General features: G+C 45.1%; 12 protein-coding genes. 4 read left to right on the forward strand and 8 right to left on the reverse strand.

Annotation, left to right across the window (positions count from 1 at the left end; translation table 11 throughout):
- Position 1: 1 nt before the first annotated feature.
- Positions 2-14626: a DUF1566 domain-containing protein gene (locus CWC22_RS20750; RefSeq protein ID WP_195879885.1), complete on the reverse strand. Its 14625-nt coding sequence runs from the start codon at positions 14624-14626 to the stop codon at positions 2-4.
- Positions 14627-15041: 415 nt separating this feature from the next.
- Between CWC22_RS20750 and CWC22_RS20755 the strand changes: the two genes are divergently transcribed.
- Positions 15042-15734: a LipL32 family surface lipoprotein gene (locus CWC22_RS20755; RefSeq protein ID WP_230090689.1), complete on the forward strand. Its 693-nt coding sequence runs from the start codon at positions 15042-15044 to the stop codon at positions 15732-15734.
- 99 nt (positions 15735-15833) lie between these two features.
- On the opposite strand, the gene CWC22_RS20760 is transcribed toward CWC22_RS20755, so the two are convergent.
- The 5 genes from CWC22_RS20760 to CWC22_RS20780 all read right to left on the reverse strand — a co-directional run bounded on the left by CWC22_RS20760 (position 15834) and on the right by CWC22_RS20780 (position 20225).
- Positions 15834-16091 carry a hypothetical protein gene (locus CWC22_RS20760; RefSeq protein WP_125557407.1) on the reverse strand — a complete coding sequence of 86 codons (258 nt, stop codon included), beginning with the start codon at positions 16089-16091 and terminating at the stop codon, positions 15834-15836.
- On the reverse strand, positions 16088-17056 hold the full coding sequence (locus CWC22_RS20765; protein ID WP_171045153.1) for a sterol desaturase family protein: 969 nt from the start codon (positions 17054-17056) through the stop codon (positions 16088-16090). The genes CWC22_RS20760 and CWC22_RS20765 overlap by 4 nt, the downstream gene beginning before the upstream one ends.
- 115 nt (positions 17057-17171) lie before the next feature.
- Positions 17172-18380 (reverse strand): multidrug effflux MFS transporter, encoded by a 1209-nt coding sequence (locus tag CWC22_RS20770; RefSeq protein ID WP_138539700.1) that lies wholly within the window; start codon positions 18378-18380, stop codon positions 17172-17174.
- Positions 18381-18469: 89 nt separating this feature from the next.
- The gene (gene codB / locus CWC22_RS20775; protein ID WP_125557894.1) at positions 18470-19681 is read right to left on the reverse strand and encodes a cytosine permease; all 1212 of its coding nucleotides are present in this window, start codon (positions 19679-19681) and stop codon (positions 18470-18472) included.
- A gap of 85 nt (positions 19682-19766) precedes the next feature.
- The gene (locus CWC22_RS20780; protein WP_138539699.1) at positions 19767-20225 is read right to left on the reverse strand and encodes a DUF4920 domain-containing protein; all 459 of its coding nucleotides are present in this window, start codon (positions 20223-20225) and stop codon (positions 19767-19769) included.
- A 227-nt stretch (positions 20226-20452) separates the two neighbouring features.
- Between CWC22_RS20780 and CWC22_RS20785 the strand changes: the two genes are divergently transcribed.
- The gene (locus CWC22_RS20785; RefSeq protein ID WP_138539698.1) at positions 20453-20971 is read left to right on the forward strand and encodes a hypothetical protein; all 519 of its coding nucleotides are present in this window, start codon (positions 20453-20455) and stop codon (positions 20969-20971) included.
- 298 nt (positions 20972-21269) lie between these two features.
- On the opposite strand, the gene CWC22_RS20790 is transcribed toward CWC22_RS20785, so the two are convergent.
- Complete coding sequence (locus CWC22_RS20790) at positions 21270-23240, reverse strand: hypothetical protein (RefSeq protein WP_138539123.1); 1971 nt, start codon at positions 23238-23240, stop codon at positions 21270-21272.
- 134 nt (positions 23241-23374) lie between these two features.
- Positions 23375-23836, reverse strand: coding sequence for a flavodoxin family protein (locus tag CWC22_RS20795; protein ID WP_138539122.1), 462 nt, complete (start codon positions 23834-23836; stop codon positions 23375-23377).
- Positions 23837-23904: 68 nt separating this feature from the next.
- Here CWC22_RS20795 and soxR point away from each other — a divergent pair, with 68 nt between their 5' ends.
- Both soxR and CWC22_RS20805 read left to right on the forward strand, forming a co-directional pair.
- Complete coding sequence (gene soxR, locus CWC22_RS20800) at positions 23905-24432, forward strand: redox-sensitive transcriptional activator SoxR (RefSeq protein WP_010380658.1); 528 nt, start codon at positions 23905-23907, stop codon at positions 24430-24432.
- Positions 24429-26216 (forward strand): DUF885 domain-containing protein, encoded by a 1788-nt coding sequence (locus CWC22_RS20805; protein ID WP_138539121.1) that lies wholly within the window; start codon positions 24429-24431, stop codon positions 26214-26216. The genes soxR and CWC22_RS20805 overlap by 4 nt, the downstream gene beginning before the upstream one ends.
- The last annotated feature ends 79 nt before the right edge of the window (positions 26217-26295 follow it).

Consider the following 26295-nt stretch of genomic DNA (forward strand, 5'->3'; position numbering starts at 1 on the left):
CTTAACCACCTGATTTAGAGTTAAAAATCACCTTATAATCTTTACTATAGAAGACTTCACCAGTCTTAGAGTTTTTATAAAAGTGAGTTTGAAAATTTCCTGAAGGACTTTGAAAAGTCTCAGTACTATATTTACTGAATCCTTTGGGTATTGCGGGGTTGTTGATCGACGATGCTGGAATTATTTCACGAGAGCCTTTGACTGCCCCGTCAGTTAATTTACCGCTTTTAGTAAACGGCGAATTGGCTGACTCAAGTGTTAATTGATTCGCAAGCTTAGGTCCATTGGCAATATTGTCCGCTTCCCGAAGTCCACTCTTTGACCCCTTCTTCTTAGCCTTCCACATCTTATAAGCTTTGGCAGCTGCTGCACCACCAAATGCCAGGCCACCGACCGCAGCGACCACCACAGCTTTGTAGTCAACACAGGCAAATGGTTTGCCTTCTACATATAGCTGGAATAACAACTCCATACCGCCGTCTTTGGCCGCACCATACAGGTTCGCCAGAATGTGCCCGGTCGGGTCAATAAAGTTGACAGGATCTGCTGAAACATAATTATAAAGGTTGGTGTCGCCCCCCGCAAAGCCGATTGGATCTTTTGCAGTCCAACGAGCAGCATACGGATCGTAATCTCGTGCACCAAACCTGACCAGCCCGGTGTCGCTGTCATACAAGCCACCCGCAAACCCAAAAGGCTGAAAACCCGGGTTGGAGTCGTATGTCACCTCGCCATATACATCGTAGTCAAGCCGCTGGGCAATCTCGCCACTCACAGCGTCCACCAGCATCGTGGGTGAACCTAGTTGATCGGTAATATAGCGATACTCTCTGCCACCTTTTAGCATGTAGTCAGGAACATGTCCTTTGCTGGCGTAGCCAAACAAAGCAACCACATCACCATTGGCGTTTAATTGTGCCACCGGGTTTAACTGGTCACTATACAAGTAACCTGCAACGTGCTGCCCATCTACATATTTAGCCACACGCCGATTTTGCGGGTCAACATCATAGTCAATTTGTTTGCTAACCTGACCATCTTGCTTAATTTCAACCTGAAGTAGATTGCCAAAAATATCGTAGTCGTAGTTATGCTCTGTTGAACCACACGTTTTTTGTCTCAGAGCACCGTTAACATCATACTGATACCGGCACTGAGCAAAACTGGTTAGCCTGTCCTGTTCGTCAAATGTTGCGATCTTAGTTGTGGTTTGCTCGCCTTGTGTGAAATCAATGCCAATCCGGTTACCATTTGCACCATAGCGGTATACCTGTGTGGTGTCTCCTTTTATAGCAGTACTCAGGCGACCTAACCCATCGTACAAATAAGTTTCTACCTGGCTTTCACCGGCTAAAAACTGTTGTTTTCTTGTTATGCGACCCGCATCATCAAATTGATAAGTGGCCTGATACAAGTTTTGTGCGCCAAAGGTATAGTGCTCTTCTTCGATTTCACCATATTGGTTGTGCGATATGTGATGTTGAATATCAAAGTGCTCAGTCCCGGTAATAACACCGCCTTTATCTAACGCCCTGTTTAAAGTCAGATTACCAGCCGATGTGAGCATACCATCCAGATCGTAGCCATAGGCGATACAGCTGGCGTCGTTCACACACACACTGCCAACATCGCCACCCGGGCTATAATTGACACTAAATGAGCCAGTTACATCACCAGTCCAATTCGTACCAGTGTAGAGTAAGCCGTCGTAATGATAATTGAGCGTATTGCCATCAGGTGCATTAACTCGAATTACATCACCTACTTCGTTGTAGCTCAGTTGGTATCGACCATAAGGGGTACTAATAGACTCTAAACGGTCAATTCCCCTGGCATAGACATAAGAGATATTTTCTCCTGAGGGGAAAGTAATCTCACTAATTCGCCGGTCTCTGTCATAGACATAGCTGGAGACAGTTTGCTCGGCATCTGCTGCTACCGGTGCAGTATAACTCGTTACGTTATTAATACTGTTATAAGCAAACTGGTGCTCTGGCTGGCCATCAGGCGTAATAGAAATCAAGTTTCCGTTGTTGTCATACCCAAACTCAGTTGCCTGCTGCTGTTGTTCGCTGGACGACAATACGGCTCGGATCACTTGCCCAACATTGTCTCTTGTCAGAGTTACTTGCGGTTGATTACTACCGACAATTTTTTCTAATAGCCCTGATCGAAGTCCGTAGCCACCACTGTAAAAATACTGGGTGCTCCTGTCACCCTGAGATATTTTCATCAAGCGCCCAAAGCCATCATAGCTATAGTGGATTGGTGCAAAGCCAACTACTTCGGTATAGTCAGGGATTTGCCTTGCAGTATCTAGTTTTAAAACCGTTTCTCTACCTAACCTGGTTGTTGTTGTTGATTTACCAGAATTAACGTGATACCTCATTGTTACTTTCTGAGTATCATTGTGCTCCACATTAAAGTAAACGACGTGACCATCGCCATTTCTGGTGATGTCGGTTTTGGATTCCACCCCGCCGGGTGATCTCACTACTAGTGATCTTGGGACATTTCTTTTTTGAATGGGGTCGTATTTACTATGGACCAGATACTCCATTCCTCCAACTTTCTGATGAGACGTTGGTACCAACCGGTTGTTATAGAATTTAAAAGAGCGCATGCTCGACTCTACAGAGCCGTCCGGATAGTATGTCTCTGTTCCCCCATTTGCAGATTCTTTTACTTCAAATCGATTATTTTCCGCCGTTGTATATCCATAAATTTTGGCTTGAGTCGCTTCATCCAGGCGGCTATAAAAGCGCCACTCTCCGTCTTCAGGATCAAGGCTTCGTGTGATCCGCCCATGTGCGTCAAAAAAGCGCTCAAATACATTACCATTTGGGTCTATCTGATGGTTCAGCAACTCCCCCTGATAGTCGAGTTGATAGCCTGTTCCATCCGGATAGGTAACAGACCTCAGATTGCTGTGTTCATCAATATCCAGAGACGTTGTCATCCCTGATGGCGAAACTATCTGAGACACTTTTCCTTGTTCATCACGGATCAAGCGAACCTGATTACCAAAACGATCACGAATACTCGTCAGCTCCCCGGTGGTTTCTGAGTAGCTAAACGCAGAAAGTAACGTGCCAGTTAGCTTGTCCGTGGTTTTAACATGTTTACCATTCTCTATAATGTAAGGGCTTACAACACTGTTTTGGTATGGACTAACGCACCGGACGTGGTACTGTTCTTCCTCTTGGCCGTAGGCGTGATAGCCAGTTCCCATTGTAACTTCAATCGCCCAAGCTTCTAATTCCGGCGCTCCGACATTTGGGGTGGAACTCCAATAGGGCTTTCGCCACTCCACATAGGGGCGCCATATCGCATCGGGATCACCATTATGTCCAACCGGAGACTTGAACAAAAAGTTTTTTGTTCCCCCTTGCATCAGTAACTCATTCGCAGTCGGCAAACGCCAGTTGGTCATGCCCGCATGTTCGAGCGTCTCACAATAATTAATTGCTTCACGCCATGTCATTTTTAGAGAAATGTTGTCCGGTGTGTCCTGCCAATACAGCTGAAAATAATCGTTATAGCCTATTAGCCTTAAGGAGTCTGATAACATTGCATAGTTATACGGCGTCATATCATCAGTGATAATTGTCCAGGAGTCGTGATTAAGTCCCCGCCCCGCCACACAAAGCGCTTGCTTTCTCTGGCCCTCATCAATGGTATTTGCACCCCAAACATTGTTGTAGCTGTTCAGCGTATAGGCGTCCGCTTCATGCTCCCGGCCACTTTTATCTAGGGTGTAAAGTAGCTCTTTGACTGAGGGCAGTCTCCATCTTCCCGCCCAGGGTCCACCAAAATCCAGGCTCTCACAGTATTCAATCGCTTCGCTTTTACTAAAAGTCTGCTCTGTCGCTTTGATTTGCCAGTTCAAGCGCGTGTTTATATCGTATAAATAACCATACTTGGTGACGGCATAGGAAATGTCTCTTCCGGGTGCGCCATAGTAGCCGTCATCACCGTCGACAGCGCTTAAACTTAATCCGGAGCTGACGGTTGGTGAGGCATGACTACCCTTTTCAATTTCACCGTCCCCACGATAGATGTTTCCATGACTATCCACCAAGTGGTGATTAGATATACTCCAGCCATTGGCAATTTCACTCTTTGGCGATCCAAATAGCGAAATCACAGACTCGCTCCATTTGATTATGTTTTGTCGGCCTGTTACACCTAATGATTCATTCCCAAACTGTGCCCAGGTTGGTGGAACCTGATCAGGCCTTAAACCGGAAGCGGCTATGTTTCCAGCACTGGCATAGGTGGAAGCGTACTCATAGCCAATTTTTAGTCGTGCCTTGACTTCTCCTTTAACAGCGACCCCTCGAACATCACGGCCATCCCAGATAAATTCAACATTTTGCATCACACTCGGGGCAAACAACTGCTCAAACCTGTTACCTGCCACTTCAAGCACAGCATGCATGCGTATTACACCATCCGGCAGTGACAACCGGCTAACATTTGATTTGATTATATGATGGAAGTCAGAAGTTCTGGCACTATTATAGTGGAGTGTAATACCAGTCCCCAGAATACTGATATCTTCATGCAACTCCAACGTTTTAGGTTTTATATAAGAACTAACGGCTGCGCATTGATCGTTCTCTTCTACAACAGAACTGTCTCCGGTTAGGACTTCTACTTCTGTCGGAGGAGTACCACCTGAGCGGGCAGACCAGTTGAAATCATATGGCGTAAAATGGAACATGCGACCGCGCCAGTAGGTTTTGCCAGCCTCATAGTTCTCAATGCCCTTGCTTTCATCTGCGACAGAGCCATCACCGTCTATATCATCAGGTTGCTCATCACCGGTGTAGTCAACTCCATCAATTTCTCCATCCCCATTGGTGTCGAGTAGTCTGACAACAACACCATTCTCTGAAGCCTTCCACTTTGCTTCTTGTCGGTCGTAATAGCCAATAGGCACTAACTCACCAACAGGAAAATCCAGAAAGTTGTCAACATACATCACCACGGGTTGATCGAAATGAACACTTTCATTATCAGCCACCCCGGCGATGTCCAACTCAGCGCAATAAGTGAAAGCGGACTCCACTGGCAAAGCACCTGGCATGGTTTCTGGTGTTTCATACTCGGTGGCACGGACCGCTATTTTATCCAATGTTCGTGTTTGCCCGTTAGGACCTACTACCTTAGCTTGATTGACCTCTTCGAAAACAAGTGATGTAGATCGTACACCGAATTCATCAGAGACCGGGTTAGATTTGTGCACTTTAGGGCCATCTGAAGTTAAATCAACTAAAGTTACTAGCGCATCCAGCGGCTGAAGAGTGACCCTGTCAACGCTATTCCACTCTTTATTGAGCGCAATAATTTCCCTTTGTACCCTCAAATAGCCGGGCAAAGAGATATCTAATGTCGACTTACCTGCCATACCAGCGATGCTATAACGCCCATTATCGTCCGTTTTGACGCTACCAAACTCATCCTGACCCAGAAAACTGACTTGTGCATTGGCCAAAGGTTGATCATTGGTATCAAAAACTTCTCCTGTAAATACTGCAAACAAGTTGACCGGGAATTGCTCTGCTGATGCATTATCAGCAATCAACTCATGGTGTTCACCTGCAAACCCCTCGGATTCTTTGGTATCTTGTGTCTTTTCAGATACAACTATCTGAATAGTATTCGACTCAACCTCGCCCGCAAGAACCGTAAGGCTGGATATACCATTGCTCTTCGCGGTGACAGTACCATTTTTAAAGCTAAATACACGTCTGTTCAGCTCAACCATACTGACACTTTGATTAACTGGCTCAGAATGTCCACTACTATAAGTTGCCGTTATAGTTAGCTTCTCGGACATGCCTGGCACCAGATGAAGAGTCTGAGGTGCTACTTCAAGGGCGATCAGTTGCGGAACCGGTTCCAGCGGTACAATGGGCTTGTCACACCGAGTAGCAGCACTATGATCGACACGAGTTATGCTTAACTCCGGCCACGCCTTTGCAACATTAACCAGGTTAACCCCAGTCCAGATTGATTCCACTGACTGTGGCTTATCTCCATTTGGGGTGAATGGCCCTGCAATACTGCCGACGCCCAACAATCCCCTCGTTTGTGGCAGTGACCCTGCCGGATAGTCGACAGTTCCAAGCACAGCATTTCGATGTCCCCATGCCTCTCCTGTATAAGGAAACTTGTCGGCATAGATAAAATCGTACACTGCCAGCATGGCTGCGGCTGAGATTTGCTCGTCCAAAGACAGATCTGCAGTACTGAAAAAGCGCTTTGACGATAGAGCAAGAACTTCCCTAACTCCCCAGTACTTACTGTGTTCTTCCCAACCTGGAAAGTGCTCAATAACACGTTGATGTGGAGTAGCACCATCTGAAGTTCTGTAGTGACTAAACAAGTCATTTTCTAGCGAATACTGTGCGAACTTTTGCGTTATTTCGCTAAACTCTGCGGTAACACCGTAAAAAGCCTCAATACCGCGTGCAGTCCGCTCAGCATTAATCAGGTAAAGTACTTTTTCTGCAGCTGACCACGCATCCCACACGCTTTGTGCTGGCATGTGTAGTTCTGCTTCAACTGTTTTATCCTGCCGTCGTGCATTGTTAAAACTAACCTCAATATCCTCAACCCGATGATAAGTCGCACCGATCCAATCAATGTTTTCCTCTGGCACTGATTGTTCAAGCTTTTCGTCGGAAAGTAGCCTGTTAGGTTTACAGCTTTCAATTGTTGCCCTTACCCTTAGCGTTGTTCGATATGTGTAACTTTGCTCTTTTTCGTCAACGACTTTCAGCTCAAGGGTATAATCGCCATAATCCTCTGAAAACAAAAATGAGTGCTCGGTTCCAACCTCGATACCATCTAACAGCCATTGATACTGCTTGAAAATCGCACCGTCATGATCCGGATGAACTGATAGCTTTTTACTTTCAAAGCGATCCACGGTTATAACATCCGGAAATGGTTTTACAAGTATGATTGTGATCAACCCGGTTGCTGATTTACCATCAAAGCGAGTTGCTTTTAGTTGATAAGTTTCTTTTTCAACTATGTTATTCAGATGTAGCTCGTTAACAGCCCAAACACGTCCATCGCTTAAGCGAGTGATTTCGAACCTGTGATACTTTGGATCGATTCCTTGATCAGAAAACGAAAGTGTATAATTATCATGTTTATGAACAGCTACAACACGATTTTCCGGCAATGGAATGTTCTCTGGTAGCACAGTAATTTTTACCTGGTAGACTTTACTCTGCCCCTTAGCATCAACTATTTTCAGTTCAAGGGAATAATCACCGGAATCCTTTGAAAACAGGAATGAGGGCTCAGTTCCTACCTCGATACCATCTAACAACCACTGATATTGTTCAAAAATTGCATCATCATATTCTGGATGCACTGTTAGCTTTTTCGTCTCAAAACGGTTCAAAGTTATAACATCAGGAAATGCTCTTGCAGGTACGATAGTGATCAGCCCGGTAGCAGATATACCATCAAAGTGAGTTGCTTTTAGCTGATAGGTCTCTTTTTCAACTATATTGTTTATATGTAGCTCATTAACAGCCCAAATATGCCCATCACTTAAGCGAGTGATTTCGCACCTATGGTACTTTGGATCGACTCCTTCATCAGAAAACGAAAGTGTATAGCTGTCATGTTTATGAACAGCTACAACTCGATTTTCCGGCAATGGATTATCTTTTGGTTGCACAGTAATTTGTACCGGGTAGACCTTGCTATATCCCAGTTCTCCCGTAATGTGTAGCTGGCCTTCATATTGTCCAGCAGGATAATCGAACTTGTATCTGCTGTTATAAAGGGGTACTGGCTTGCCATCAACAACCCAGTTATTCCTGTAATTTTTAAACCGCTCTAACTTAGGAAGAAAGTTTGCCTCTCCTTCAGTAAATATCAGATTCGATAACCCAATATCAGTGGGCCAATCGGTGACTGTTACTGTTGAGACATATTCATCCGGATTCCCCAGAGAATCTTTCAGTACAATTTTTACTTTGTAGGTACCAGGTGGCTTAGCGAAGTTCATAAATGGCGAATAAGCATTAACTCCTCTCCATGGTTCCTCATTAATGTACCACTCAAGTTGCTCAAATACGGGCTTGCCATACTGGTTCGTCGACTTATGAGCAAAGAATCGATAGTGTTCACCTGGCAATAAACTTAGGCTTGAGGGCAAAGGCCTGGCAACGACAACCTGAATACTGCTCGTTGCCAAATTACCCTGTGGATCTGTTATATTAAGTTGAAACGTATCGTCGGCGGTAACATCTGTGAGCATCAGGCTTGGCGTGTCGTATACTTTTCCTGTTGCTACACTCGAAAACTCGAATTTAAGATCATCTCCATAGTCAGCGCCTTGTGCCAGTAAAACAGGCTGCAACAGATAGTCTGACCCGCTTAACAACCCAATGTCGGGCCCCAAATTGGCTAGCTCATTTAATGTAAGATGACGTAATTCCAGCTTTATGGTGGCTATACGAGAGTAATTCTGCCCATCATAAACACGCACTTTAAATTCATCAGCAACATCTCGGTCCAAGTCTAATGCTCGGTATTTAAATGTCGTAGGTAGCCAGTCACCGGACTCAAAAGGTATAAACTGATTCCCCGTTGCACTTTGCTTACCCAGCTCAACCAATTTAGGCATTTCAACCACCTCAACTCGCAACCTCTGGCGAGCTTGACAATAAACAGTTGGCTCAGGGCACGTGGGAGATATCAAGTCGGGATCTTCAACATCTAATGCAATTGAGTGACCAAGTACATCTTGCGCGCTAATCCTTTTAATAATGTGCAAATCCTCCACAGTCGGAGGGGTATTTGTGGGATCAGCAATGACAGTAACAGGTAGTTGCAAATCGTACTTGAACCCAAACTTTCGCAGAGTCACAAGGAGCGACCATTCACCCAGATCTGGGATCAGGTTATGCTCACTGCTAATATTTGTTGAGCAATCTAGGTGCCCTGACTTGCAAGTCAGACGCCAACTTATCTCAGGTTGAAAACCATAAATTTCACTTTCAGACGCATCTATGTGCAGCAGCTCACCAAACCTGATCACAGAGTTGTAATCTACCTTAAGTTTAGGCCTCTGCCAGTCTCTGACGCATCGCACTAACCCCTGACGCTGCGGGATATCTGCGCTTCTTAACCCAACGGGCAAATAAGTAACATGTATAAAGCTATGACCATCTTTTTTTATGAGATAAGCATTGTTATTGTGATCTGTTTTTGTGGAGCTCCAGAATGAATAATCAGACCATTTGTTGAACAATTCAGAAAATTGAACTGCATAGATGCTTTGATCATGTGCAAGACTATATAGTTCATTGATATTTGGAAGGCGCCAATCATCAAATCCAGCCTCTTGCAAATTTTCACAGTATTGAACAGCCTGATGCCATCCTGATGACAACACAACGGAGTCAGAGCTTCTCGCTTTTTTCTGCCAAACTAACAGATTGCTCTGATCGTAAACGCCATACTCATATTGCTTATAACTTGGCTGATGTGCTACTTCACCAGTCACACATAGTGCATTGCCTTTTGCATACTTTACATTGTTGCGTGAATAAGCAAGCCCTGTACTAAGATCGATTTGAGTTGCAGATTGAATCGTAGAGTCATCACCCAAAAGCAAGGTATCCAGCTCGGCAGACCAATACTTTGAAGACCCCCTGGAGTTAAATTCTGCTGGTAACAGCCCGCTATTAAAATCACTTCTATCAAGAAGGAAAAACAACTCTTCCTCCAACGGTAAGCGCCAAGAGTCAATGCCTGCATGGTTTAGGTTTTCACAATAACTCACCGCCGAGTGCCAAGACAGTCCTTGAGCCCTATGTTCAGTAGCAAGGTCAGCCCAAATCAGCATTGAATTTTGGTCGGAGATGAGGCCGTCCTGCAACTCTACGTAAGACCGTTCGCGCCCTTGTTGATAAAACCCGTCGTCAAATGGCGCAAGACTTTGTGCTTGGCCAGTTTTTGGTATGTTGTTTTTGCTTGTTAGCTTGTTGTTATTTAAATCTTCAATTGAGCAACCAAATCTATCTAACCCTTCGACAGAATTCGTTTCAAGGCACAAATCAGCCACATCAGGTATGCCGTCCTCATCCTGATCATTGCCCTTCTCAACCTCAATAGTGAAAGCTTGTTGTACCGTTTCAATACCATCATAAGCAACTAACACGACAGACTGCGTCCCCATATCTTCAGCCTGCGGTATCCAGCGTATTTTATTGAACCGGTCAAGTATCATACCTGAAGGGGCTGAGGCCAGATATAGCTGCATATAACCGTCAGTATCGGAAGCGACGGCCTGATACTGGTATTCATACCCAACAACCGCAGACAAAGCCGGGTTGCTATGAATGATGGGAGGTCTGTTGTCATCAGATACACCCAACAGATACCGCTGTATTAACGTGGTGCCTGCCTGTGAAGTAGCTGCAACTTCAATCTGATGGCTTCCCCAATTACCGGGTACATTCCAGCTTATTAAACCAGATTGACTGACAACCATCCCTTCAGGCCCTTTGAGTAATTCGTAACTAACTTGGTCATTGAGCGAGTGTTGCAGCTGATAGTGGTATAACGTTCCGCTTATCGCCGTTACTTTTGGGATGCTGGTAAATTTTGGTATTGGGCTCCCAGGCTGCAGCACCTTTATTAGGCGACTTGATGAATGAGTTTGTCCATTATTATCGACCACTGAAAGCGTAATAACATGTTCCCCAGCGGGAAGCTCAGAGACTTCGTAGACCGCCTGCTTTGAAACAAGCAACCCGTTAATTCGCCATTGATACTCTTTAAGTTCCTGACCATTTGAGCTGAAACTATCCAACCCATATAAAGTAAACGCTTGGCCAGCTAAGATTGTTGCAAACTTACCTAATACTGCTTTGGGGAAGACTGAAGTAACGTTTCTGCTATTCAGCCAACCCAACTTACCATCAAACCAAATACCAAATTGAGAGTCGAGAGCTTTAGTTACAACCCAAGAAGACCCTCGTGAAGCATAGCCCAACGGAACCTCATTAAATTCACTTTCTTTATGTATAACTTCGACATTGCGCGCTCCTGTAGAGGTGCAGTGATCAGAGTCCATGCGCTGTACCTGGGCAAGTTCAACCCACTTAGTCGAATCGTCAAAGTGAATTTCGACACGTTCTTGTGTCATGCTGACTATTACGTATTGCTGACCAGCAGAGATGTACTGCCTCACTGAAGAACTAGCTGCAGAATCAAAAACACCAGTTCTCCCCACCGTTTCAATGATGCTACATTGCTGAGCTTTCTCCTCTAACGAGAGTTCAATCGATTGTAAATCAAAATGAATACCATCCAACACCCTAATCTCAACTTCAACCAAGGACTTACTTGCAACATCAGGCAACCAACTAATGGCGCCACTCTCCTCATCGATCTGCATTCCTTCAGGAGACCTTAGCAATGCGAATTTTTGTTGAGTGCTTACCCTGGTTAGAATTGGGGTGTAGACAAACAGCTGGTCTCTTGTGGCCTTCAATACGACATGTTTGTCGACGAACTTCGGGGCATTATTCACCCCCAGCGCTTGGACAAAGCTTGCCTGCACCCAAGCATAACTTTTACGATCATAAGCGTCGTGATACTCCACCTTATACCAGCCATCTTGATGGTCAACGACGAAATACTTGGAGCCAATATAGAGCGAGCTCAAAAATGGATAAGAGGAAAGGTCTGGATTTTCATACCCACTTCCACCTTCGCTAATGACGGTCAAACAAGCCGTACCAAAAGATTCCCCTAAACTGCTTTGAGGAACCCATCCTGCCAAATCTTCAATAACAATTTTAGAGAAACCATTTTCTTGCTCATCTAGCAGGAATCGCTGCCCTACTTTAGCAATACCAATTGTACGACTACCTTGAACTGCATTGGCTTTTATGTAGGTATCGCTCTTCACTGTTACAGCACTACATTGAGTGATAAATGGCTCTGGTGCAACATCTATGGCAAATACCTGAGGGGCCTCTTTTCCGTTCCTGGTTACAACCACTGTTACTGAATGCTGGCCGATTTGATTGATACCTGGATACCACTCAATTAGACCCGCAGCGGAAATAGACATCCCTGCTGGTGAATCTTTCAGAATGTAGGTAATGCTGGAGTCCAGAGAAGCTAACTCAATTTGATAACGATATACTTGATTAGCAGTAGCAGTTTCAATGGGCAAACTCGTTATCACTGGCACATCATGCTGAGGATCTCTAGAGGCTTTTTTAATGTAACCGACCTGACCGGCATACCAGACTTTTACCCACCCTGAATTTTCTGTCGATATGCTCCATTGAGAGCCATAAGGCACCGATCCCAATTGTGGTGCTTTTTCACTGGCAAATTGGTAAACAATATTCCCTGAATTTTGGTCAACATGTGAACACGCGCCATCTACAAACTCTAGATATCCCGGTCCGTAAGCCCACTTAGCTTCCCCATCAAACCATATTTGATACCAGGCACCTTTTTGGTCTAGATACGCATATCTTTGACCACTTTGTATGTACCCTACTTTATTGCCACTGGTGCTATTCAAATCGCGTACATTGACGCCTCTGATACTTTCAACTAGCTTGCAAGACACACCTGATAACCCAGCTACCTCAACAGAAAACTTTTGTATTGCCGTTAAGTTACCAGTAGTAACAGCCATGATTTCTACATTATGCTGGCCTATTTGTGCAGAGCTAGGCTCCCAAATCAGCCTATTTTCGCTGATATACATACCAACTGGCGCAGAAAGAATTTCATACGTGACAGGCAAAGACCAATTACTGGAAATTTGATAGTTAAACTCTTGGCTGACACCTACAGCTGAAGGAGGTTCGGAGGTAAACGCTAGATTATCATTAGTTGTATCGGTATCGTCGGAAACAAATAACTTTACTAATTCCCCTCCGAACCAAGTAACAACCGTGTTCACACCTTTTTGTAAAACAACCCATTTAGAGTCTTTTTGAGCAACACCAATATTATTGTTCTCAGCAAGAGTTTGAGCTTCCATTGATTGCTCAGCAGTGATGCAATATGCATTACTACGCTTAAGATAACCAGCTCCATATGCCCAACGAGCGGCTCCATCATACCAAATATTAACCCAATTCCCCTGCTCAGACAGAACTGTATATTGTTCACCTACTGTGATGTAACCTACTTTTTGCGAGGATCCGTTTGCTTCAGTGCGCACATTAACATTTCTAACGGCTTCAACTATCTCACATTGCTTTTCATCATATAGCTCAGAAACTTCAATTGAGAATGACTGAATTAATTCACTTCCCACTAAATCTAGCGCTCGTAGAGTCACAAAGTGCTCACCAGAGTCTGATTCAGATGGCAGCCATGTGATCACTCCACCCTCTAGCGACATGCCATCAGGAGCCTCATCGAGGTTGAACCGTATACCTTTATGATGACCTTTGAGCTGGGGTACGTAGTAATAAGTGGTTTGAGGCGCTGTACGTATGTTCGGAGTGGAAATGAATGACCAATCTGCTTCCAGAGGAATGACTGAAGCTTTTGCTTTCGCAATATAGCCGGACTGCCCTAAATACCATACTTGGTACCAATCGTTTGTTTCCTGAGTAACAACCCATTTCGAGTTAGGTTCAACCCTTCCAAGCTGTGAAGAGTTTGAATCAGGTGCCATATAAACAGCACTAAAATCAGTGGTATTTAAACAACGACCATCAGAAGTATTCAAATACCCTTTACTATAAGACCAACGCGGCTGCCCATCATGCCAGATATTGAGCCAATTCCCCTCGCTTCCAATTATAGGGTACTGTTCACCAACATTTATATAACTAACTTTATCGTCTGATGAACTATTTCCGCTACGAACATTAACCCCTTTTATACTCTCGGCAATAGAACAATTTGCGGCTTGTGAATCGTGAACAATTAAATTGATATTCTGAACCGAAACAACGCCAGTTAATAACTCTAATGCCAGTTCAATTTCGTGGTTTCCAACATTCCCACTTGCTGGTACCCACTGAAGCTTACCCTGCTCATAGCGCATTCCATCAGGCCCACTTTTTAGTGTAACGCCTATCGCTGATTCTGGTTTCTGGAAATAATAGTTGAAAGTGGTTCCAACAAACGCATGTTGACTGGGAATATGCATCTCCGTCTTGGTCCCCTGGGACAATGCACTTGTTGCAACCCAACCTTTTTTTCCGCCAAACCAGATATCCAACCACTCAGAATTGTGATTATTCACCACCCAGATTGAACCTGCAGGAGCATTCCCTAATACGTTTGCTGGCGAATTTTGCTCAACAACTTGGGTACTCTCTTGCAGAGAAATGCAAGTACCTGACGATTCCTTTAAATATCCGGGAGCGAAAGACCACCTTGCGGATCCGTCAAACCAAAAGTTAACCCAACTACCATCTTTTTTTATTATGGGATATTTTTCTCCGGGGCTAAGGTAGCCAACTTTTGAACTGTCGGAACTGCTGGCACTTCTGACATTGACACCTTTCACCCCTTCAATGACCTGACAGTTTGCCGAAACCACTGAACTAGAAAGCAACATAATAAACGATAAGATGTGCCAAGCAGACATTGGGGATCCTTAATAAATTATTTTCCCAAAAATAAGCTGGCGATTCTAATTATTAAGTTTTACCTTTTCAACTGATATTTTTTAACAAATAATGACAATAGAGTTAAAACATGAATCAATATACTTTAACGGGAATAAAACTACTCATCTTGCTAGTTTCCTCTTTGATGTCTTACAACTTTGTTAAAAATTAACAGTGCCTCCGGTCGATAACTTTGTACTGAAATCATCGTTTATGGTGTTGCGGCTTTGAGCCCCCTTAAAGGCTGTGCCATCGGCGTGATAAGCCGTGGTAACGGTGCCAACTACCCGCTTTCGCTAGTTCCATGATAAATGTGTAAAAAATTGTTTTACTTTCTGCAGTACATGCCTATAATTCGAACGAAATTAAAAATGGTGACATGGAGTCAACAAAATGAAAATGAAAATGAAGTTATCCGGAAAGATCCTCCCTCTAATTGCGCTAACCACTCTTGCAGGCTGTATGAGCACTGGTCCACATTTAAAGAGCTCTGTCTCTGAGGGTGTAGCTGGTATAGAAGCGCGTCTGCCTTACGCCAATTACAGTAACTACTTCGGTTACGTTGATAAGTCGGTTGTACCGGAAGGCAAGTACAAAGGTAAAGATACCTACTACCTGTACGTCTGGGTCCCTGCGGCAGTCGATGAAATTGGTGTTTCTATGATTTCACCTGCGGTTGCTACACCAGGTGACAGCGACTTTGTTCACGCAAACTTTAAACCAGGTATGGCGAAGGATGCCAATAAGTTCTTCGACACTTATATCGTACTGGATCGCATGAACATCATAGATAGCAACAGCATCTCTGATGGTGGTAAAGTGTTACAAAACCTGGGCCGTAATGACGACAGCAGTGAGCTACCAGCTAACCCAAGTGGCGCAAGCTACAATTCTTTGCTGCGTAAAACAACCTCTATGAATAACCCAACTGAAGCACTGGTCCGTGGTGTCTATCGTATCGGATTTACCTCGTTCCGCTCTTCTGTTGAAGGCTCGTTTGAAGCAACAATCGGTACGAATGTTCCGGGCGTAAAGATTGCCGCTTCTCTGTCCGAGCTGGATGCACTGGTAAACAAAAAGCTGTAATCCAGATCCATCCCTAGCCAATTAAATTATGCCAGCCGCTGTTTCGTTTTGTCAGGGCTGGCATTTTAACTTATCACTCGTACTACTTTACCTTTATGCTCAGGCCTGACATTTACTCAGACCGAACCAGCTGTCGACATGACGTAAAACTGCCGAGCAGCCCCCCTGTTTAACCAGTGAACTTCCCGCAGCACGGTTACCATTTGCACGAGAGCGGCCTGAACTGAAGTTTTCGACTCCATAATTTTCAACCACATTTTGCTTACTCACAAAACTGTCTGCACTGCGTTCAATTTTACCACTTAACATCAACCCGAACGCTGCGACAACGGCTGTGCCTAGCACTATTTTTTTCATCTTTCCTCCTGTTTGTTCATGTTATTACCAAAGAAAAAGGCGTGAGTACTCTGTTGCATTCGGTTGTGTTGTGACAATCCAAACAACACCGGCTCTGCACTGTCTGGCAGGTATAAGGTACCAAACATCCAATCCCAGATGGCCAGATTACTGCCATAGTTTTTGTTGCGATGCGCCGGCATACAACTATGGTGTACCTGATGCATAGCCGGACTCACGATAAGATAGCTAAGCCAGCGTGGAAATCGCAAAAAGATATGTGAATGGACTAACGTACCGCCAAGCAGTAACACGCTAAATGCGAATAAATTGGTGCCCAGAATCAACATTTCTGATGCATCTTGCCCCAACGAATAACTGCATAACCCTGCCACCAGCATGCTGGCAAAATAGGTGACTGGCAGGCGGAATATCGCTTCGAGAGGGTGAGCCCGGAAATTGGTAAAGGGCGTAAGATTGGTCGCACTATGATGGCGGCTGTGAATACGCCATAAATATGGATACTGGTGCAAATTTCTGTGATACCAGTAGTTGAAGAAGTCGAATACCACAAAGGCAATGACGGTGGTCATGATCACCGAGGTTTGTGGTGACACGCTTATTTCACTGGGACCGACAAGCGACTCCAGCCATGCAGATACAAACAGACTGTCGTTTATCGCTCCCCCGCTCAGGTACCTGTCAATCAGCAGCGCAGCACTGGCCAGACAAAAAGAATTGACGATCAAAGAAACATAATCAATGCGACTGGATTGACTCCACCAGATCCGGGTGGAAAGAAAGGCCCCCTTCAGAGTTTTCCAGTTAACACGTCTGTTTTGTTTGCGCTTTTTGTAATACAAGAACACAATCGCAATCAATAAATTGGTTGCGACAAACACACTCTCGTTAGAAAGAATTTCGGCTACAGGGTAGACAAGTAGTAATTCAATAGCCCGAATAAATTCAAATATCAGCTCCGCCATGTATTGCATTATTATTGTTTTTTTAGCAAAAACGTGAGGAAAACGTTACACAAAAAGCATTAACTTGTCCACAATAATCATTTTCAGGTGAGCTAAGTCTTAGCTTTGTCTAACTTTAGTTATCTAACTCCGGACAGCCCTTGTATTGGCGAAAACGCCCGTATTGCACCATTGCTGTCAACAAAATAGCCGCAAACATAATTCCGGCAAAAGGCAATGTGTTATCTGCATGCAGAAGCGCAAGCAAGAGTCCAACCAAGGCTCCACTGCCAAAACGTAAAGTACCGATAACCGCCGTCGCTGTTCCACTGTTTTTTTCAAACTCCAGTAAAACCAGGGCATCTGCGTTTGCAGCAATGATCCCCAGACTCATCATCAGCGGCGCTATACTAAACACCATACAATACAAGGATAGGTCAAACAGACTGAATACAAGTAACGCAGTGGCACTTGCAACACCAAGCCCTAATCCGAGATAGAGCATCTTTCTGGAACCTAATTTAGGCACCAGGCGGGTATTTGCAAAGCTCCCCAACATCAGGGCAACCACATTAAAGGCAAAGAGCACACCAAACAGCTGCTCTGAGACATCAAAATAATCAAGATAGATAAAAGGTGCTGAAGTCAGAAAGCAAAAAAAGCCAAACGAGACCAGCATTGAGGTGGCAATATCAGGCAATGCCACCCGATTAGAAAGCACCGTGGCATAACTGTCAAAAAATAAATGGATCCCACGTTTATCACTTTTATAGATGGGCACCTCCACCAAATAGAGATAAGCCATAACCATAACCACAAGCGCGTAACTTGCCAGGGTCAGAAAAATCCATTGCCAACTGGCCAGGCCCAGAATAGCCGACCCAACACTGGGCGCAACCAAAGGCGCCAGCATCATGATCATAGAAACATAAGACATACCTTTGGCTGTATTAGCCTGATAGATATGACGAATAATACCAGGGACCACAACCGTCGCAGCAGCACCGGTAAAAGCTTGAGTCGCTCTGAGTCCCCAAAGATGCAAAATATCACTGCTGAACGCCAACAAAAATGAACTCAGCGCAAAGCCAGCCAGTCCAAATAAGGCTAGCTTACGCCTTCCAAGCTGATCGGCCAAGGGGCCATATACCAGCATGCCAAGCGCATAACCTGCAAGATAGATACTCAGCGAGAGCTGCACTTGCGGCATGCTTGTGCCCAAACTGTTTGCAATTACCAGCATTGCTGGTAGATACATATCGATTGCCAGCGGCGTAATTGCCACAATACTGGCAAGCAGAGGGAGTAGAATTCGGGTGTTGAAAACGCGTGCAGAATCGTCCATGAATTTCCAAATACAAAGTCAGGAGGCGTGGATTGTATCAGTTTACGTATCAATCTGCACCTCGCCTCCCGCTGTACTCAGCGCATTAACTACTTCTCCCAGCGAGAAAAAATGCCATAACTCACGGCAGCTCCTAACACTGCGTTTAACGGAACAATCCCAGGCAAAAAATGACCTGCCAGCACACCCAAAGCGACCGCAGCAATGGCGCTCCAACGCACACTTTGCCATTGCATGTGCTCAAACGCGTGATAGCGCTTCCTGTTAAGAACATAATCTGCGATCAACACCCCCCCAACTGGGGGGATCGCGGCAGACAGAAAAGTCAGCCAGCCGACGAAGTGGTTGTATAACCACAATGCGCTAAGCGTACCAATAATGCCGTTAAGCACTGCCAGATTACGACTTGACCAGCCTGTAATATTGGCGAATCCGAGTCCAGATGCATACAGTGCATTATCATTGGTGGTCCAGATATTCAGGCCCAGCACGACAATTGCGGGCAACAACAGGCCTTGTAACATCAATACCTGTGCGATATCTGACTCTCCGGTTGCCGCGCTACCCGCCGCACCAAAAATAAACATCAGACTGTTTCCAAGGAAAAACGCAATCAGCGTAATTAATACGGCACTCGCAGGCTTACGGGCAAAGCGAACAAAATCAGCGGTTAAGGTGCCCGCGGAGATAAACGACCCAACCACCAGTGCAATTGCTGCGCTGATGGGCAGTGGCGTTGTCGGTACAAGCGATTGCAATTGACTGATCCCACCAACATCTTGCACCGCCAGCCATACAGAGTACCCCCCGAGTAACGCAATAGCCGGCACAGCAATCACAGACAACGCCATCAACGCTGAGATACCAAAATACACAGTCGTTGTCATGGCAAGACCCGCCACTATGATCAGCACATTGGTATCTATGCCAGTTGCTTTGTGAACAGGAATAGCAAACATAGCTACCCCAACGCCAAACCAGCCAACCTGAGTGCCACCCAAAAGCAAAGAAGGTAGCCATGACCCTTTGATACCGAATGAAAATCGCGCCAGTAAATGTGTAGACAGACCGGTCGAGGCCCCGATGTAACCAAGCGCGGCTGTATATAAACCGAGTAACAAGTTACCAATGAAAACCGCGAGAAAAAAATCGTTAAATGAGAGCCCCGTACCCAGGGTTCCCCCTGTCCACATACTGGCGGAGAAAAACGTCAGCCCCAGCATTAACAGGGATAATGCTATACCACCTTTTCTGGCGGATTCCGGAACGGGCTTGAGTCCATAATTACTGTCTTCAGTCACTTTGTGGCCTTTTTGGTATAACAAACTATTCCCTTAATTACAGCACACAACAGTGGAAAAATTATGGAGTATATCAAGCGCCTGATCAGAGAATTGTCACTGCACTGGGTTTCAACCGGTATACCGTGATTGGTTTTTTCAAAGCTTTAGAATCAAAGACTTCGCCGTTTTCTTCTGCTTTATGAGCCAGATAGCGACGCGACTTTTCTAACGTCAACTCAAACACTTCAAACCGGCCTGTTGCCAGCGCAGTTTTACCAATCGCCGCCATCGGAAACACCATCTCACCATCACGCACTTTCACCGTGATCTGCTCCCCCTTCTCGACCTTGAGTGTCATCCAGCAACCGCGCTTTTTACACACCTTTGTCACAACCCCTTTCACCGTGACATCAGTTTGATGATATTGCTGCGCCTGAGCTAATAAACGTGTGGCATCAATAATGTTAGTTTTGTCAGCACCACCGCCAAACTCTATCGGCTGCGCCAAACTGGGCATCACACACAGCAAAGCAAACAAGCTCAGCCAGAATTTAATTAACATACAGTCCTCCAGGTTAGAGATTCTTTGTAATTCGCTGTTCAGATAATTCAATCATAACAAGCTCCCACTAAAAACAAAGCAAAAAACCCTTCAATATACACAAATTAATTACACATGAAAACACCCCAGATGCAACCCATTTACAATCCATTACATACCGTCTTGCATCTTAAAAAAGATGTAATTACCTTGAATGGGTAAACCACACTAACAAAAAGGAAAATAATATGAATAAGATGATTAAATCTTCTCTAGCACTCTCGGTTTTGGCAATGCTGAGTACAACGGCCCAGGCTTCAGCTGAGCAATGGCAAGGGTATTACAAAGGTCAGTGTGAAGTGATCTCACCGGCTCGCGGCACGCTTTATCAATTTCCAATGTCACTTGAGGTTGGCGCATCCGTCGATAACAAGGCAGACTGGATAGTCACCTACGGAGAAGGCGCACGCAAAAACGTTCGCAACTACAGCTTGCTGACACTCAACGAAAACCTGGGCCATTATGCAATTGATGAAAACAATGGCGTAGTCATTGACCAGTACCTGCTGAACAATGAGTTTTTAAGCCTGTTTGAAGTCGGCAGCACTAAGTTGCAAGTATCCTATAAGCTGGATAGCAACGGGACGATTGACGTTAACATGAATACATTTAGCTTTGATCCAATCCGCGAGTCAAAAGTTGGGCCTATTGTAGTTTCCAATTATCAGGGCAATACCCAGCAAAGATGTAAGCTGTTTAAGTGGTAATCGCACCAGACAGTCGGCCTGTTTATACCAATTTTCTTAATTAAGTGATCTATTTTGAGGCGAGAAAATAGGGTCGAAAACACCGCTCTCGCGTCCTGCTATCGCTGAGGCACCTACATCCATGTAGGCGAGGCAAAAATTTTGCTATTTAGTTGTTCTAAATAAGAAATTTTTAACGCTGTTAGCGTCCTATTTGCTGCTTCAAATAGACCAAGTATTAAGTGAAATTGGTATTGAATCAGGCTAACACATAAAAAGATAAAGCGGGCCCTCACCCGCTTTATCACAGATTGCATGATTAACCACCGCCTCCACCAGTAACGGTACCTTCAACCGTCACCATAATATCTACCTCATCTTTTAGGATACGATATTGAATACTGGTGATGGTGCTACCATCTGCTGATAAGAACAAGTTAATTAACGGTTCGTTATTATCCGCACCGTAACTGACCTGTATACGCTTCTCTTCCTCAAGATTAGTGCGATCATAAATAATCACAATATCACTTTGGGCAAAGCTGATACCTGTATCAAAGTCGATAGACCCATCTGAGCCAATCACCACAGTGCCGCGTGAATGACCTTCACCTACAACTCTATACTCCCCGGCTCTTGCGGTGACTAATTCAAGGTTAGCAATTTCGTCGCCCCCATCAATAGTGAACGAACCAAGAAACATATTTTCCATGGTAAACAGATTGATTTCATTCAGCCCCGTTTCAGTCACCGACACTTTGTAGATAAACCCGTCATCTTTATAAACGTATTCGCTGCCTTCCATCATGACATCATCAAGCGACATTTCGTCACCATTACCGGCTTCTGGATCTGTATCTATAAACATCATGCCTGAACTGGAGAATGTGAACCGTACTTTTTGCCCATCGGCATAGCTGCTGCCGCTTTCCGAAAGCATAAACACCATATCAAACACCTTACCTTTGAGCACTTCAGGCAACATGACATCATCATCCATATCATCGTCGTCATCGTCTTTTCCGGTCAGCGTCCAGGTGTAAGTAAGGTCTGATGTCACAGTGACTCCCTGAGTGGTAACAGAGTAACGCACAGAAACGACAATCTCAGTATCCGAGCTACTCACCAGCTCAAACGCCAGGTCGTTCACCTCTAGCTCAGCTAATGAGTCTTCAATCTGTTTTCTAATGGTTTCGAGATCGTTGGGATCAGGCGCAGGTACGTTGCGAATTTTAATCTCTTTGATTCCGGTCGTAACACCCGCCACAGTCGTAGAGCCAGTAATAATTAAAGTATTACCTTCTCCGTCATTGCCGTTGTTATCATCATTGTCGTCGTCGTCATCAGAATCTCCGCCGGAACCAGGTGATAACCCACCGGGAACAAAATCCAATTCGAGAGACCCAAGATCCAAACTGGCAAAAATGTCACTCAACCCTTCCAGAGTTTTTTTGATGTTATCCAGGGAAAACGTCGCACTCAGGTCGTCGGTTAAACCCACTTGCTGTGCATACGCCTGAATTGCACTGGTGTACTCACTGATAAAATTACTGGCATTATACAAAGGAGATTCAAAAGCCTGATCGCCTACCTTGCCATCTATGGTGAGATCTAAAAAGTCAGCACGCAATGCATCAATAATTGCCAGCGCTGGTGAACTCGCAGAGCTGCCCAATTGTGCTAGTGCAGCCAAAGAGACCGCATATATACCGGCCTGATCACTACTCGCTGTGACCCCGCTGGCGGCATCAATTAGTTGAGGAGGCATTGTAATATCTGTCAGTGCCGGGGCCAATGCCACACGAACCTGTTCATTTACAAGATTAATAGCCTCAGCGCTGGTCGCGCCGGTATTTAAAATAGCAGTTGCGGCGATTTCGGTGAGTGTTGTCACCCCTACCTCAGACTGGAAAGAGCTTAGTACGGCGCGAAGCGTCGTATCGGCGCCAAGGGTCAGAAAAACCCCTTTGGCTTCATCGAAGTACTCAGCATCGCCTCCACCCAATACCTCAACAATAAACGGCTCGGTAATGGCAGAAGCCAATGTAATGGTAGCAACACCAGTCTCTCCGGTATTGCCCGTAGCCCCTTCAATGGGCGTGTTAGTGGCGAGTAAAATGAGCCTGACATTTGCATTTTTGGTTAATCCCAATGCCGGGCTCACTTTGATTTCAGTGGTTTGTGCAGTTTGATCTGGCGTGTTGTTATTGTCGTCATCATCTCCCAGGCAGGAGGCAAGTATGAAAACAGACAATATAACAAGCCAGTTGCGCAGCTTGTATATCTTCATGGTAGTTCCTGGTTTAGACGGTTACTGATATTTACTCTGGCACAGCAAGGATCGACCCCATCACCATGCCACAGCAACAACAGTTTAGTTTAGCGAAATAATTAACGCCTATTTTTTAACCAAAAAATCTTATTTTATTTGTCCCCCTCATAAGGGTATTGATGGTGAATTCGGTCACGGCAGGTCATCCCGAGATACTCACAGGTTTTCTGGATCATCTCAGTGAAACACGCAGGCGCTGTGTCATTAATCGAATTGGATAATATGGAGAATTCTTTGGTACGCAGCTTTCTCAGCTCAGGCCGCAGTGTTTCATCATCCATAAAATCGGTTATGCGATCGAAAAATGCCTTCATTCTCGGTGTAACGGCATACCAATATACAGGGGATGCAAAAACAATGTGATCATAGTCCAGCAATGTGCGAAACAATGAACGAAAGTCATCGCTTTTATTGGTGTGATTATAGCAATAATCGTGTATTTCATAATCATCCAGGTACAAAGCATCGGCTTGTAATTGTTGCGCCAGTGCTCGCACCGACTGTGCAGTATTGCCCTGCTTGTTTGAGCTTGAATAAAGAATAATGGACGTCATCGCGGTTCTCCTTTGTGTTATTTGCTGCTAGTCTAAAACCTCAACTAAGATTGAGGTAAAGCATTCAAATGAGCGTAATCGATACACCGGAACGAGATGAGCCCAGACTCAGCGTTGGGCAAGTCGCTAAGCGTGCAGATGTTGCCGTCTCTGCACTTCATTTTTACGAAAACAAAGGGCTGATCCGCAGCTGGCGTAATAACGGCAATCAAAGGCGTTACAAAAAAGATGTTTTGCGACGTATCGCCATTATTAAAGCTGGCCAGAAAATGGGCATCACGCTGGCTGAAATCAAACAAACCTTAATGTCTTTGCCCCACAGCGACACACCTAGTAAAGATGACTGGACCAGAATGTCCAGCATTTGGCGCACCCAACTAGATGAAAAGATTGCTTATATGCAGCGAGTTCGCAGCATGATTGACGGCTGTATTGGCTGTGGTTGCTTATCTATGAGCCGCTGTCCGATATATAACCCGGACGATATGGTAGCCCAGGCGGGCAACGGGGCAGTACTCATAGACAGCCCTGAGCAGGCAAAAAATGCGAAATCTTGTTATGATATGGAAAATCACAATAAAGGAACAAGCGAATGAAAAAAACGGCGCTCAGCCTTTCTCTGGCAGCCATTTTTGCACTGGCTGGTTGTGCTCAGACAACGACTCAAACAGATGCCAAGCAAGCCAGTTCAGTATCCAGTCAACAAACCAATGAAACCGCTTTCAAAACATTCTCAGAGCAGTTTATTGAACAATTCTGGCAACAGTATCCCGAACAATCCATGTACTATGGCTATGGCAAATATGATGATGTCATCACCATCCCGGATGCTGCGAGCCGCGCAGCCAGCCTGGCCTTTATAGATACGCAGCTGGCAAAACTACACGCTTTTGACGTAACAAAGCTCAGTGCCAGCCTGAAAATTGACTATCACCTGATAGAAAACAGACTCAAAAGTACCCGCTGGGAAATCGAAAAGTTCAAAAGCTGGCAATGGAACCCCAGTCGCTACAATGTCTCGTACGGCTTCGCGACCATTCTGAACAGCCGCTTTAAGTCTGAAGATGAGAAACTTCGTCTGGTCTTTAATCGACTCAATTATGTACCTGGGTACTATCGCGCTGCACAAGCAAATATCAAGGATCCGACGTTGGAATATACCCAGCTCGGTATCCAGCAAAATAATGGGGCATTTAGTGTTTTAACAGACGACTTATTGACCCGGGTCGATGCGCTGAGCACCTTTAGCGAAACAGAAAAAGCAGAATTCAAACAACGCTTTGCGAATGCCAAAACAGCCATCCATGGCTACATCGATTTTCTGACTGCGGTTGAGAAAAAGATGCAATCAACTGGCAAAGCCCGAAGCTTCCGGATCGGTGAGGAACTCTACGAAGAGAAATTTGCGTTTGATATTCAGTCGGGTTATACCGCCAAGCAAATGTACCAAAAGGCACTTGCAGACAAAGCCCGCGTAACAGCACAAATGATCAAGTTAACCGAGCAACTTTGGCCCAAGTATTTTCCGAATACAACACGCCCCGAAAATGATGCCGAAGCCATAGCTACGCTAATCAAACACCTGTCTCAGCGCCATGTCGAGAAGTCTCAGTTTGTTAACGAAATCAAGCGCCAGATCCCTGAACTGGAACGCTTTGTGATGGAAAAAGACTTACTGACATTGGATCCTGAAAAACCGCTGGTTGTGCGCCAGACACCGGATTATATGCGCGGCTTTGCGCTGGCGTCGATTTCTGCACCGGGACCTTACGAGAAAAAAGAGAACACCTACTATAACGTGGAGCCTCTGGATGGACTGACGGATGAGCAGGCTGGCTCAATGCTACGTGAGTACAATCACTGGATTTTACAAATTCTGAATATTCATGAAGCAGTTCCAGGTCACTACACCCAGCTGGTTTACTCCAATACTTCTCCATCACTGGTGAAAAGCATCTTTGGCAATGGTGCCATGGTTGAAGGCTGGGCTGTGTATACAGAACGCATGATGCTGGAAGAAGGGTACGGTGATTTCGAGCCAGAAATGTGGCTCATGTACTACAAATGGAACCTGCGTGTTATCTGTAATACTATCCTGGATTATGGCATTCAGGTTAAAGGGATCAGCAAAGAGGCAGGTCTGGATCTGCTTATGAACGGTGCGTTCCAGGAACGAGCCGAAGCCGAGGGAAAATGGCGCCGGGCAACGCTCAGTCAGGTTCAGCTTACCAGTTATTACAGCGGATTCCGCGAAATTTACGACCTGCGCGATGAGCAAAAGAAACAATTAGGTAAGGACTTTAATCTCAAAGCTTTCCATGAAGAATTTCTCAGCTACGGCAGTGCGCCTGTTAAGTTCATCCGCCAACTGATGAACTAAGCCCTGATGCCGGGTCAAAAGGCCCGGCATAGACTATTGATTTAATGAATAAGATTTCCTAACTATTAGTTACCAATGT

The sequence above is a fragment of the Pseudoalteromonas rubra genome (assembly GCF_005886805.2).
In the GTDB taxonomy this organism is placed as follows: Bacteria; Pseudomonadota; Gammaproteobacteria; order Enterobacterales; family Alteromonadaceae; genus Pseudoalteromonas; species Pseudoalteromonas rubra_D.